The following is a 12,908-nucleotide window of genomic DNA, read 5'->3' as shown; positions in this document are numbered from 1 at the left end:
CTATAGGCGGGCGTAGTATAAACTATTTTTATTAGGAGATATATTTCCTATCAGAAAAAGCCAGATGATATTCTGAGCATCCAGCCTAGCATTTTCTTACAGGCACAAAAAAAGGAGCATAAATGCTCCTTTTCTTCAAACTGTCTTTGCAGACATCGCTATTAGCGACGTAGGCCTAGACGCTTGATTAGGTCTTGGTAACGAGCAAGGTTTTTGCCTTTCAAGTAATCAAGAAGCTTACGACGGCTAGAAACCATACGTAGTAGACCACGACGGCTGTGGTGATCGTGTTTGTGCGCTTTGAAGTGACCTTGTAGGTGGTTGATAGAAGCAGTAAGTAGTGCTACTTGTACTTCTGGTGAACCTGTGTCGCCTTCAGATTGTGCGTATTCTGCAACGATTGCTGCTTTAGTTTCTGCATTCAGAGACATAATTCTCTCCTGATAAGAGTAAGTTTATATTTGTAGCAGCCAATCTCTGATTCAGCCGCTACGCGAGCCGAGGATTATAGGGAAGTTTGTCAGTTGGTGCAATAACAATCGAACCCATTAAAAACGAAAAAAGCGAACCACCTAAATTAGGCGTTCGCTTTCTGTCTTATTTGCTCGCTTTTCACGACTCAGCTCTAAGATCTGATTCGATGTAAGCGCTACGCTTGTGGTTCTTCATCTCTGAAAACAACCAAACGCTTCGGTGCAACTCGGCCATCTTCAGCAATCTGAGCTACGCCGACAAACAGCTTCTCTTCGCCACTTGTCATACGAACCGTGCCTTCAGTTGGCGCACCAGCAACCTGAACTGGCATACCGTGCTGAACTAAGTCAGTCAGTTCCGCGTTCAGGTTTACTTCTGGTAAGTCTTCAACGGCAGTGTCCATTGGCATCAACAGAGGATCAAGCAGCTCTTTCGGGGCAATTTCTTGCGCCTGTGCTTGCTCTAGGATCTCATTTAACTGCTCCAAAGTCACCATACGCTCGTATGGGTACTTTGCGACACCTGTACGACGAAGCATGGTCACGTGAGCACCACAACCTAGCATCTCACCAAGATCGTCGGTAATTGTGCGGATGTATGTGCCTTTCGAACAATGCACTTCCATTTCAACTTCATCACCTTCAAAGCGAAGCAGTTCAATAGAGTACACGGTGATCTTACGAGACTCACGAGGAACCTCGATACCTGCACGTGCGTATTCGTACAAAGGCTTACCTTGATACTTCAATGCCGAAAACATTGATGGTATCTGATCGGTTTCACCCTTGAAGCTCGCAATACAACGCTCAAGCTGTTCTTGAGTCACGTTAACATCACGTGTCTCTACCACTTCACCATCAGAGTCAGAGGTATTGGTACGCTCACCAAGCTTAGCGATAACAACGTAGCGCTTATCAGAATCTAGAAGAAACTGAGAGAACTTCGTTGCTTCACCAAGACAAATTGGCAGCATGCCAGTCGCAAGAGGATCCAGAGCACCGGTGTGCCCTGCCTTCTCTGCAAAGTAAATACGCTTTACTTTTTGCAGTGCATCATTAGACGAAATGCCAGTCGGCTTATCTAATAGAATTACCCCGTTGATAGGGCGACCTTTACGACGGCGAGCCATTACTCTTCGCCCTTAGACTGAGTTTCGTCAGTGCGGCCTGCTTCTTCTTGCTTACGCTTATCATCGTTCAGAACTTCACTTACTAGGTTAGACATACGCATGCCTTCTACTAGTGTGTTGTCGTAAGTAAAACGAACTTCAGGCGTTAGACGGTGGCGAATACGCTTACCAAGAGCCATACGAACTGGCACTTCATGCTCTTTAAGAGCTTTAAGGCATGATTCAGGAGTTTGCTCACCAACACACAGGAAAGTCACGAACACTTTTGCGTAAGCAAGGTCACGAGACACTTCTACGTCTGAGATAGTTACCATACCAATACGTGAGTCACGAACTTCACGTTGTAGGATAAGCGCAAGCTCTTTTTGAAGCTGCTGAGACACACGTTGCGTGCGGCTAAATTCTTTTGACATTTTCTTTTCTCACTTAGAAAGATGGGGGGCTTGGTAATTACCAGCCCCCCATGGTGTATTCAACAACCGATTACTTATTACCTTTACTAGTAATGTTAGTAACCTTAGTCAATATGTCGAGTCGTACAGACTGATTAGTCTAGAGTACGTTTAACCTCAACGATTTCGAATACTTCGATCTGGTCACCAACGCGAACGTCGTTGTAGTTCTTAACGCCGACACCACACTCGTAACCGTTCTTAACTTCTTGAACGTCATCTTTAAAGCGACGAAGTGACTCTAGTTCACCTTCGTAGATAACAACGTTTTCACGAAGTACACGGATTGGGTTGCTACGCTTAATCGTACCTTCAGTAACGATACAACCAGCGATTGCGCCAAGTTTAGGCGACTTAAATACGTCACGAACTTGTGCAAGACCAATGATCTCTTGACGGAATTCAGGAGCAAGCATACCGCCCATCGCCTGTTTAACTTCGTCAATCAGTTGGTAAATGATTGAGTAGTAACGTAGATCTAGGTTTTCGTTCTGAACCGTGTTACGCGCAGTTGCGTCAGCACGAACGTTGAAACCAAGGATGATAGCGTTAGAAGCTGCAGCAAGAGTTGCATCAGTTTCAGTAATACCACCAACACCAGAACCTACGATGTTCACTTTAACTTCGTCAGTAGACAGTTTCAGTAGAGAGTCAGCAATCGCTTCTACAGAACCTTGAACGTCAGCTTTAAGTACAACGTTAAGCTCAGCAACTTCGCCAGCCGTCATGTTCGCGAACATGTTCTCTAGTTTCGCTTTTTGTTGGCGAGCTAGTTTAACATCACGGAATTTACCTTGACGGTAGTTCGCAACTTCACGTGCTTTACGCTCATCACGTACAACAGTCGCTTCGTCACCTGATGCAGGTACACCAGAAAGACCTAGAATTTCTACAGGGATAGATGGACCTGCAGTTTCGATGTCTCTGCCGTTCTCATCGCGCATTGCACGAACACGGCCGTACTCTTGACCACAAAGAACGATGTCGCCTTTATTTAGAGTACCAGACTGTACTAGTACTGTTGCAACTGGACCGCGACCTTTATCAAGACGAGATTCAACAACAACACCAGACGCCATGCCTTCTTTAACCGCTGTAAGCTCAAGAACTTCAGACTGAAGAAGGATTGCTTCTAGAAGACCATCGATGTTTGTACCCTGTTTTGCAGAGATGTGAACGAAGATGTTCTCACCGCCCCATTCTTCAGGGATAACGTCGTATTGAGCTAGCTCATTCTTAACGTTGTCTGGGTTTGCACCCTCTTTATCGATCTTGTTCACAGCAACAATCAGAGGAACGCCTGCCGCTTTCGCGTGCTGGATTGCTTCGATTGTTTGTGGCATTACGCCATCGTCTGCTGCAACAACAAGTACAACGATATCTGTCGCTTGAGCACCACGAGCACGCATAGCTGTAAACGCCGCGTGTCCAGGAGTATCAAGGAAAGTGATCATGCCGTTGTCAGTATCTACGTGGTAAGCACCAATGTGCTGCGTGATACCGCCAGCTTCGCCAGAAGCAACGTGTGCTTTACGAATGTAATCAAGTGTTGAAGTTTTACCGTGGTCAACGTGACCCATGATAGTAACAACAGGAGCACGACCTTCAGCGATAGCATCGCTATCACGGTCAGCTAGTACTGCTTCTTCAAGTTCGTTTTCTTTACGTAGGATTACCTTGTGACCCATTTCTTCAGCAACAAGTTGTGCTGTTTCTTGGTCGATCACTTGGTTGATAGTCGCCATAGCGCCCATCTTCATCATTACTTTGATAACTTCAGTTGCTTTAACTGACATTTTGCTAGCCAGTTCAGAAACAACGATAGTTTCGCCGATAGCAACGTCAGATTTAGCAACAGTCGCTGACTTATCGAAGCCTTGCTGCATTGAAGTTGGTTTAGCAAGCTTACCTTTACCGCCACGACCACGTTGGTTACGACCACCACGGTTGTTTGCAGGTTGGTTAGCAGGAGCTGCTTTCTTCTTGCGACGACGAGGTGCTTTCTCATCTTTCTTATCTGCCGCATCTTCAGCTTCACGAGCGTAAGTAGAAGTAGTCACATGGTAATCCGCAGATTTCTCTTGCTCTTTCTTCTTCTTCTCTTCTTCAGACCAACGTTCTTGGTTCTCTTCTGCTAACTTACGAGCTTCTTCAACAAGCTTAGCTGCTTCAGCTTCTGCTTTACGAGTTGCTTCTAGCTCTTGACGAGCTTTAAGTTCATCCGCTTCTTTTTTCGCTTGTGCGTTAGCGTCTGCATTTTTTGAATTCATGTCTTTTTTAGCCTTTTCAGCTTGTGCGCGTTGAGCCTTCTCTTCAGCTTCACGTTTTGCATCCGCTTCACGTGTTACTTTTTCTTCGGCTTCGCGCTGTGCTTTCTCTGCAGCATCACGTTTCGCTTGCTCTTCAGCATCGCGTTGTGCTTTCTCTTCCGCTTCACGATTAGCTACTTCCTCAGCTTCACGTTTCGCTTCATCTTCAATAGTGCTGCGCTTCACGTAAGTACGCTTTTTACGTACCTCTACTTGAACATCCTTACTCTTACCGCCTCCAGCGGCAACACTTAGCGTGCTGCGGGTCTTGCGTTGAAGAGTTAAACGAGTCGGTTCTGTTTCGCCTGAAGTATCGCCGTGCTCCTTTTTAAGGTGCGTTAGCAATGTTTGCTTCTCTGAATCAGTCACTTGATCCGACCCTGCTTTCTTCATGCCTGCATCAGCAAGTTGTTCAATTAAGCGGTCAACTGGCGTACCAATCTCTTCACTCAGTGCTTTAACTGTTAATTGTGTCATACCGCTTTCTCTCCTTGCTGAATTATTCTTCGTCGCCGAACCAACAGATGTTACGCGCAGCCATAATTAGCTCGCCTGCACGCTCTGCAGTTAGGTCTTCGATGCCTTCTAGTTCATCAACGCCTTGGTCAGCTAGGTCTTCCAATGTCGCAACGCCTTTTGCTGCTAGCTTGTAAGCCATTTCACGCTCAAGACCTTCAAGTGCAAGTAAGTCTTCAGCAGGCTCAACACCGTCGAAAGTTTCTTCTTTCGCTAGCGCTAGAGTAGTCAGTGCGTCTTTTGCGCGGTTACGTAGTTCTTCAACGATACCTTCGTCTAGACCATCTACTTCAAGAAGCTCGTTCACAGGAACGTATGCTACTTCTTCAAGCGTAGAGAAGCCTTCTTCAACAAGCATTTGAGCAAAGTCTTCTTCAATGTCTAGGTGCTTCATGAAGTTTTCAATAGAAGCAACTGCTTCTTCTTGGTGCTTCTTCTCAAGATCAGCAACAGTCATTACGTTCAGTTCCCAACCAGTAAGTTGAGAAGCTAGACGTACGTTTTGACCGCTACGGCCAATCGCTTGTGCTAGGTTATCCGCTTCAACAGCGATATCCATAGAGTGTGCGTCTTCATCAACGATGATTGAAGCAACATCAGCAGGAGCCATTGCGTTGATTACGAATTGAGCCGGGTTATCATCCCAAAGAACGATATCAATACGCTCACCACCAAGATCGTTAGAAACAGCTTGTACACGTGCGCCACGCATACCAACACACGCACCAACTGGGTCAATACGTTTGTCGTTTGTTTTCACAGCGATTTTAGCACGAGAACCAGCGTCACGTGCAGCACCTTTAAGTTCAATTAGCTCTTCACCAATCTCAGGCACTTCAACACGGAATAGTTCAGCTAGCATTTCTGGCTTCGAACGAGTAACAAAAAGCTGGAAACCACGAGCTTCTGGTTTAACTGCGTAAAGAAGACCACGAACACGGTCACCTGGACGGAAGTTTTCACGAGGAAGTTGGTCATCACGAAGGATTACCGCTTCAGCGTTGTTACCTAGGTCTAGGATAATAGTGTCACGGTTAACTTTCTTAACTGCGCCAGTTACTAGCTCGCCTTCGTTATCGATGAACTGCTCAACGATTTGAGCGCGTTCAGCTTCACGTACTTTCTGTACGATAACTTGCTTAGCCGTTTGAGTCGTAATACGGTCAAACGTTACTGATTCGATATCATCTTCAATGAAACCGCCAAGTTCGATCTCTGGGTCATCGTACTTTGCAGCTTCAATAGAGATTTCTTTTGTTGGGAATTCAACTTCCTCAACAGCTTCCCAACGACGGAAAGTTTCGAAATCACCCGTTTTACGGTCAATTTCAACGCGAACTTCAATTTCTAGTTCGCTTTTCTTTTTTGTTGCCGTTGCAAGCGCGATTTCAAGCGCTTCAAAAATACGCTCACGAGGAACTGCTTTCTCATTTGAAACAGCTTCTACTACCGCCAAAATTTCTTTGTTCATTAATCTAGCCTCTTAAGCTCTTCTCTCTAGGAGAACTAAAATTTAGGGATCAGGTTAGCTTTCGCAATATTGCTCAGGACGAATTCTTCTTCTTGTCCTTCAACCAATACTTTCACTGTCTCGCCTTCGATAGATTGGATATCACCTTTCCATTTACGACGGTTGCCGACAGCCATTTTCAAAACGATGCTTACCTCGTGACCAATAAATTGTTGGTAATGCTCTGCTTTGAACAGTGGTCTCTCTAAACCTGGTGAAGACACTTCAAGGTTATAAGCCACTGAAATTGGATCTTCAACGTCCATTACGGCACTTACTTGGTGACTAACTTCAGCGCAATCATCTACATTGATACCGTTTGGTGAATCGATGTAAATACGTAGCGTTGAGTGCTCACCAGCACGAATAAATTCTAATCCAACTAACTCATAACCTGATGCTGCTACTGGAGCGTCAAGCATTTCAGTAAGTTGTCTTTCTAAACCAGTCATTTAACCACTCCAGAAACAAAAAAAGGGCTCAAAGCCCAATTTAAATTCCAAGCAAACATTATCTAAATACATTTACAAATGCTTAGATAACAAAAAACCCCGTATAAGCCGGGGTTTTTGTTGCTGGACCCTTATATGTTAAGTGCCATCACATTCGATATCGCACTTAACTCACAGTGAGGTTCACACTGTGCAAACTTGCTACCAATACAAGCTATATAATAGCATTGAAATGTGGTTGCGGGAGCCGGATTTGAACCGACGACCTTCGGGTTATGAGCCCGACGAGCTACCAAACTGCTCCATCCCGCGTCCGACTTGCGAGCATTATACGCCCAACAAGATGTTTTACAAGTTTGTAAACATGGTGCCGAGAGAGGGACTCGAACCCTCACACCCTAAGGCACTAGCACCTCATGCTAGCGTGTCTACCAATTTCACCATCTCGGCATCAAATCTTTACAGATTATTGTGGAATTTCGTCGCCTTGCGCCGGAACTTCACTCACTGCATCATCAGCTTGTTGAATTACCTGACCTTGGGTCGGGTCAATCCATTGTGACTCAGTTTTATGTGTAGACATATTACCAAGCACTAAGCTAAGGATAAAAAATGTAGTTGCAAAAATTGCAGTCATTCGGGTAAGGAAATTTCCTGAGCCACCAGCACCAAACACAGTGTTTGAAGCGCCAGCACCGAAAGAGGCTCCCATATCTGCGCCTTTACCTTGTTGAATCAACACTAGGCCAATTACACCAAGCGCTGCCAACAGGTAAATCACAAGTAGAACTGTAAACATTTTTCCACCTATGTTCCTAATTGTTGAGCCAGCGCCGTTCAAAAAACTATTTTTAAGAACAAGGCTAGCGACCTCCTAACTGAAGGCCGAGCAATACTAGCGAATGCGACGATGGCTGACAAGGAGAATTTGCTAAAAAATAAGCCTTTACCAAGTGAATGGTCAAAAAAAGGTCAAAAGCGACACAAAACTCATTTACGTCTCTTTTGACCGTGATATAACTCAATCACTTCTAATCACAGGCGCTATTCGTTGCGCCGGCTAAGTAAAAGGTTAAATTAGCAGTTTGCTTTTACTGCATCTGCAATCTTAAGCGCAGACGCTTGAACAAGCTCTGCATCTTCGCCTTCAACCATGACACGCAGTAGTGGCTCGGTACCAGACTTACGTAATAGCACACGACCTTTCTCGCCAAGCTCAGCTTCTACTTCAACAACCGCTGCTTTTACCGCTTCGGCTTCCAATGGGTTTGAATCTCCGCTGAAACGAACGTTTTCTAGAACTTGAGGGTATAACATCATGCCCTGAGACAGCTCATTCAGTGTCATTTCACTATCAACAACTGAAGCCAACACTTGTAGAGCAGCAACGATAGCATCACCCGTCGTCACTTTATCTAGTAGGATAACGTGCCCCGAGTTTTCAGCACCGATCTTCCAGCCTTTAGCAAGAAGCTGCTCCATCACGTAACGGTCACCAACAGCAGCACGAACAAACGGAATACCTAACTGCTTAAGGCCGTTTTCCATACCAAGGTTGGTCATTAGTGTACCAACAACGCCGCCTTTCAACTCACCGCGACGTAGTGCATCACGAGCAATGATGTAAGCAATTTGGTCACCATCCACTTTGTTGCCTAGCTCGTCAACCATGATGATACGGTCACCATCACCATCAAAGCCAAGGCCTAATGCCGCTTTCTCTTCAACCACTTTTGCTTGCAGAGCACGTACATCCGTCGCACCGACTTCGTGGTTAATGTTAGTACCGTTTGGCTCAACACCAATCGCAACAACCTCAGCACCAAGCTCTTTAAATACAGCAGGCGCAATGTGGTAAGTCGCACCATGTGCACAATCGATAACGATCTTCATGCCAGCTAGTGTCATGTTATGCGGGAACGTACTTTTACAGAACTCGATGTAACGACCAGCGGCATCGTTCAAGCGTACTGCTTTACCAAGCTCGAAGGAATCAACACATTCGATGTCTTTATCCAATTCTGCTTCAATCGCCAACTCGATATCGTCCGGCAGTTTTGTTCCCTCAGAAGAGAAGAACTTGATACCGTTATCGTAGTATGGGTTGTGCGATGCAGAGATAACAATACCCGCTTCAGCGCGGAAGGTTTGAGTTAGGTAAGCAACAGCAGGTGTTGGCATTGGGCCAGTAAACGTAGCCTGAAGACCTGCAGCAGCAAGGCCAGCTTCTAGCGCAGACTCAAGCATGTAGCCAGAGATACGAGTATCTTTACCAATAATGACTTTCTTTGTGCCTTGCTTCGCAAGAACACGACCCGCAGCCCAGCCAAGCTTCAGAACAAAATCAGGTGTAATCGGGTACTGGCCAACTTTGCCACGTACACCATCTGTGCCGAAGTAACGTCTCTTATCAGACATATTGATTTCCCTTAATTATGATTAGTGATTGTTATTCATCACTTCGATTATCTTCATCGCTTCCAATGTATCTTCAACATCGTGAACGCGAATAATTTGTGCGCCTTTGATTGCAGCGATAGTAGCGCAAGTGACGCTAGCTACCATGCAATCTGCTGGGGCTTTGTCTAGTAGCTTAAAGATCATCGACTTTCTCGACATCCCCGCTAAGACTGGCAATCCAAGACTGTGAAATTTTTCAAGGTGCGCTAATAGGTGGTAATTATGCTCAATAGTTTTACCAAAACCAAAGCCAGGATCCAGAATCAGCTGCTCTTTTGATATACCAACAGCCTCACAGGCCTCCACCCTTTCTTTTAAGAACGCTTCAACATCCGTTAGAACATCATCGTAATTTGGGTTGGCTTGCATAGTTCTTGGCTGACCTTTCATGTGCATCAGGCAAACTGGCACATTAGCATCGGCCGCCGCCTCTAAAGCTCCGGGCTCTTGCAGTGCGCGCACATCATTGATCAAATCAGCCCCTGCTTCAACGGCTTGGCGCATCACTTCAGCTTTACTGGTATCAATAGAGATCCACACATCGAACTTGGCGCGAATTGCTTTAATGGCAGGAATAACGCGAGCGAGCTCTTCTTCTAAAGGAACGTCAGGCGCTCCCGGGCGAGTTGATTCACCACCAATGTCAATAATGCTAACACCAGCTTGAATCATTCGCTCTGCTTGCAGTAAAGCATTATCTAATGAATTGAATTTTCCGCCATCAGAGAAAGAGTCAGGCGTAACATTGAGGATACCCATCACATGTGGGCGGTCTAAAACGAGCGTTTTATTATGTGCTTTTAATATCATGGAAGGCGGGTCTTAAAGGTAAAAACATCTTGGGCTAGAAACAGAAAAACCCTGAGCGTACTCAGGGTTTTAATTTAAAGCTTAGCAATTAAGAATCTTTGTTTTGAGCATCATCTGTTTCAGATTTAACTTCTTCAACTTTCGACTCTTCAGCTTTTGGTTCGGCTGTTGCTTCTTCTGATTTCGCTTCAGGTTTAGCTTCTTCCTTTGCAGGTTCTGCTTTCGCCTGATCACCCCAACCAGCTGGCTCACGAATGTCGTCTTTACGTTCCATCAAGTCATCAATCTGACCTGCATCAATCGTTTCAAACTTCATTAGCGCGTCTTTCATCGAGTGCATGATATCCATGTTCTCTTCAAGAATTTGCTTCGCACGAGCATAGTTGCGGTCGATTAGAATACGAATTTCTTCATCGATCAGCTTAGTCGTATCGTCAGAAACATGTTTCGCTTGGCTCATACCGCGACCTAGGAAAACTTCGCCTTCTTCTTCAGCATATAGAAGAGGACCCAGTTTTTCAGAGAAGCCCCACTGCGTTACCATCTTACGAGCAATATCAGTTGCACGTTCGATATCGTTAGACGCACCAGTCGAAACTTTGTCTTTACCGTAGATAAGTTCTTCAGCAAGACGACCACCGTACAAGCTAGAGATCATTGATTCTAGATGTTGGCGAGACATGCTTACGCGGTCTTGCTCAGGTAGATACATAGTTACACCAAGCGCACGACCACGTGGAATGATTGACACCTTGTACACTGGATCGTGCTCCGGCACCAAACGACCAACAATTGCGTGACCCGCTTCGTGGTAAGCCGTTGACTCTTTTACTTCTTCAGACATAACCATTGAACGGCGCTCTGCACCCATCATAATTTTGTCTTTCGCAAGTTCAAACTCAACCATAGATACATTGCGCTTGTTACCACGAGCAGCAAATAGCGCCGCTTCGTTCACAAGGTTCGCAAGATCTGCACCAGAGAAGCCTGGAGTACCACGAGCAATCAGTGATGGTTCAACATCACCTGATAGTGGCACTTTACGCATGTGTACTTTAAGAATCTGTTCACGACCACGTACATCCGGTAGACCAACCACAACTTGACGGTCAAAACGACCAGGACGAAGTAATGCAGGGTCTAGTACGTCTGGACGGTTAGTCGCAGCGATAACGATAATACCTTCGTTACCTTCGAAACCATCCATCTCAACCAGCATTTGGTTCAGTGTTTGTTCACGTTCATCGTGACCACCACCAACACCCGCGCCACGTTGACGACCTACAGCATCGATTTCATCGATAAAGATGATACAAGGTGCTGCTTTCTTCGCTTGTTCGAACATGTCACGCACACGAGATGCACCAACACCAACAAACATTTCAACGAAGTCAGAACCAGAGATAGTAAAGAACGGTACTTTCGCTTCACCGGCAATCGCTTTTGCAAGCAATGTTTTACCGGTACCAGGAGGACCAACCAACAGGATACCTGTCGGGATCTTACCACCTAGCTTTTGGAAGCGGCTTGGGTCACGAAGGTAATCCACAAGCTCTTTCACGTCTTCTTTTGCTTCGTCACAACCAGCAACATCAGCAAACATCGTTTTGATTTGTTCTTCGCTCATCATTCGAGCTTTACTCTTACCGAAAGACATCGCGCCTTTACCGCCGCCGCCGCCTTGCATTTGACGCATGAAGAAAATCCACACACCAATCAGTAAGATCATTGGGAACCATGAGATGAAGATAGTGCCAAGCAGGCTCTGCTCTTCAGGTGGTGTACCCTGAACTTTTACGTTTTGATTAATTAAGTCATCAAGAAGCTTTTGATCATAAACAGGCATGTAAGTTACATACTTAGAACCACCACCACGACGTGTGAAAGTGATTTCGCTGTTATTGAACTGTGCGTCTTGAATCTGGCCTTGGCCAACTTCCTGTACAAACGTGGTGTAATCTACTGCTCTGCCGTTACTTTCCCCAGGGCCGAAGCTCTGGAATACCGACATCAACACTACCGCGATAACAAGCCACAGAATTAAATTTTTTGCCATGTCACTCAAGGTGTAAGCCTCTCGATAACTAATTGTAATTAAAGGTAGGGTACTACAGTTTGTAACCTGTAGCCATGTTGTTAACTCTCACTCTTGAAAGAGAATCGTTAACCTTTGTAACCAGTGGCTACGATAAACACTTCACGAGATCGAGCTCGAGAAGAGTCGGGTTTTCTAACTTTTACTGTTTTAAACATCTCGCGGACGTCCTTAACGTATTGGTCAAACCCTTCGCCTTGGAATACTTTTACAACAAAACTACCATTGGTAGCTAGAACTTGTCGACACATATCCAAAGCTAATTCAACTAAATACATAGCTCTTGGCTGATCCACAGAATTGTTGCCGGCTATATTAGGTGCCATATCTGACATCACGACATCAACCATGTTTGGTTGTATACGTTCCAACAAGGCATCTAGCACAGCTTCTTCGCGGAAATCGCCTTGTAAAAAGCTAACACCAGCAATCGGGTCCATTGGTAACAAGTCACACGCAATGATTTGTCCGTTGTCTCCAACAATCTTAGCAGCATATTGAGACCAACCGCCAGGTGCTGCACCCAAATCCACAATGGTCATCCCAGGAGACAGCAATTTATCTTTCGTTTGAATCTCTTCCATTTTGAAATAAGCACGTGAACGATAGCCTTTCTTTCTTGCTTCATTTGCGTACTTGTCGTCGAAGTGTTCCTTCAACCAACGGCCTGAACTGGCCGAGTGTTTCTGTTTGCTCATTGG

General features: G+C 45.4%; 11 protein-coding genes and 2 tRNA genes. All 13 read right to left on the bottom strand.

The window, feature by feature from the left end; genetic code table 11:
* Positions 1 to 161: 161 nt before the first annotated feature.
* On the bottom strand, positions 162 to 431 hold the full coding sequence (gene rpsO, locus AB4484_RS10080) for a 30S ribosomal protein S15 (protein ID WP_010436144.1): 270 nt from the start codon (positions 429 to 431) through the stop codon (positions 162 to 164).
* 218 nt (positions 432 to 649) lie between these two features.
* Positions 650 to 1,603, bottom strand: coding sequence for a tRNA pseudouridine(55) synthase TruB (truB, locus tag AB4484_RS10075; RefSeq protein ID WP_017059233.1), 954 nt, complete (start codon positions 1,601 to 1,603; stop codon positions 650 to 652).
* On the bottom strand, positions 1,603 to 2,016 hold the full coding sequence (gene rbfA, locus AB4484_RS10070; protein ID WP_017065964.1) for a 30S ribosome-binding factor RbfA: 414 nt from the start codon (positions 2,014 to 2,016) through the stop codon (positions 1,603 to 1,605). The genes truB and rbfA overlap by 1 nt, the downstream gene beginning before the upstream one ends.
* Before the next feature lie 134 nt (positions 2,017 to 2,150).
* On the bottom strand, positions 2,151 to 4,841 hold the full coding sequence (infB, locus tag AB4484_RS10065; protein WP_048605664.1) for a translation initiation factor IF-2: 2,691 nt from the start codon (positions 4,839 to 4,841) through the stop codon (positions 2,151 to 2,153).
* A gap of 22 nt (positions 4,842 to 4,863) precedes the next feature.
* The gene (gene nusA / locus AB4484_RS10060) at positions 4,864 to 6,351 is read right to left on the bottom strand and encodes a transcription termination factor NusA (protein WP_017059230.1); all 1,488 of its coding nucleotides are present in this window, start codon (positions 6,349 to 6,351) and stop codon (positions 4,864 to 4,866) included.
* 35 nt (positions 6,352 to 6,386) lie between these two features.
* Positions 6,387 to 6,842: a ribosome maturation factor RimP gene (gene rimP / locus AB4484_RS10055; RefSeq protein WP_004738265.1), complete on the bottom strand. Its 456-nt coding sequence runs from the start codon at positions 6,840 to 6,842 to the stop codon at positions 6,387 to 6,389.
* Between the two features lie 235 nt (positions 6,843 to 7,077).
* A tRNA-Met gene (locus AB4484_RS10050) sits at positions 7,078 to 7,154 on the bottom strand.
* Positions 7,155 to 7,207: 53 nt separating this feature from the next.
* Positions 7,208 to 7,292, bottom strand: a tRNA-Leu gene (locus tag AB4484_RS10045).
* Between the two features lie 16 nt (positions 7,293 to 7,308).
* Positions 7,309 to 7,641 (bottom strand): preprotein translocase subunit SecG, encoded by a 333-nt coding sequence (secG, locus tag AB4484_RS10040; RefSeq protein ID WP_017059392.1) that lies wholly within the window; start codon positions 7,639 to 7,641, stop codon positions 7,309 to 7,311.
* Between the two features lie 278 nt (positions 7,642 to 7,919).
* Positions 7,920 to 9,260, bottom strand: a complete 1,341-nt coding sequence (glmM, locus tag AB4484_RS10035; protein WP_372077867.1) for a phosphoglucosamine mutase — start codon at positions 9,258 to 9,260, stop codon at positions 7,920 to 7,922.
* 21 nt (positions 9,261 to 9,281) lie between these two features.
* Positions 9,282 to 10,112 (bottom strand): dihydropteroate synthase, encoded by an 831-nt coding sequence (folP, locus tag AB4484_RS10030; RefSeq protein WP_372077864.1) that lies wholly within the window; start codon positions 10,110 to 10,112, stop codon positions 9,282 to 9,284.
* Between the two features lie 88 nt (positions 10,113 to 10,200).
* Positions 10,201 to 12,168, bottom strand: a complete 1,968-nt coding sequence (gene ftsH, locus AB4484_RS10025; RefSeq protein WP_048612308.1) for an ATP-dependent zinc metalloprotease FtsH — start codon at positions 12,166 to 12,168, stop codon at positions 10,201 to 10,203.
* A 107-nt stretch (positions 12,169 to 12,275) separates the two neighbouring features.
* Complete coding sequence (rlmE, locus tag AB4484_RS10020) at positions 12,276 to 12,905, bottom strand: 23S rRNA (uridine(2552)-2'-O)-methyltransferase RlmE (protein ID WP_017059396.1); 630 nt, start codon at positions 12,903 to 12,905, stop codon at positions 12,276 to 12,278.
* Between the last annotated feature and the right edge of the window lie 3 nt (positions 12,906 to 12,908).

This window comes from Vibrio sp. 10N.261.46.A3 (genome assembly GCF_041472995.1).
GTDB classification, from domain to species: Bacteria; Pseudomonadota; Gammaproteobacteria; order Enterobacterales; family Vibrionaceae; genus Vibrio; species Vibrio coralliirubri.
The sequence above is the reverse complement of the archived record's forward strand: the minus strand, read 5'-3'. Positions and strand labels throughout refer to the sequence as shown.

What these genes read in the sequence shown, in the direction of transcription:
- rlmE (WP_017059396.1), bottom strand. Translation starts at nt 12,905, where the DNA reads ATGAGCAAACAGAAACACTCGGCCAGTTCAGGCCGTTGGTTGAAGGAA.
- rpsO (WP_010436144.1), bottom strand. Translation starts at nt 431, where the DNA reads ATGTCTCTGAATGCAGAAACTAAAGCAGCAATCGTTGCAGAATACGCA.
- glmM (WP_372077867.1), bottom strand. Translation starts at nt 9,260, where the DNA reads ATGTCTGATAAGAGACGTTACTTCGGCACAGATGGTGTACGTGGCAAA.
- secG (WP_017059392.1), bottom strand. Translation starts at nt 7,641, where the DNA reads ATGTTTACAGTTCTACTTGTGATTTACCTGTTGGCAGCGCTTGGTGTA.
- nusA (WP_017059230.1), bottom strand. Translation starts at nt 6,351, where the DNA reads ATGAACAAAGAAATTTTGGCGGTAGTAGAAGCTGTTTCAAATGAGAAA.
- rbfA (WP_017065964.1), bottom strand. Translation starts at nt 2,016, where the DNA reads ATGTCAAAAGAATTTAGCCGCACGCAACGTGTGTCTCAGCAGCTTCAA.
- rimP (WP_004738265.1), bottom strand. Translation starts at nt 6,842, where the DNA reads ATGACTGGTTTAGAAAGACAACTTACTGAAATGCTTGACGCTCCAGTA.
- ftsH (WP_048612308.1), bottom strand. Translation starts at nt 12,168, where the DNA reads ATGGCAAAAAATTTAATTCTGTGGCTTGTTATCGCGGTAGTGTTGATG.
- infB (WP_048605664.1), bottom strand. Translation starts at nt 4,841, where the DNA reads ATGACACAATTAACAGTTAAAGCACTGAGTGAAGAGATTGGTACGCCA.
- truB (WP_017059233.1), bottom strand. Translation starts at nt 1,603, where the DNA reads ATGGCTCGCCGTCGTAAAGGTCGCCCTATCAACGGGGTAATTCTATTA.
- folP (WP_372077864.1), bottom strand. Translation starts at nt 10,112, where the DNA reads ATGATATTAAAAGCACATAATAAAACGCTCGTTTTAGACCGCCCACAT.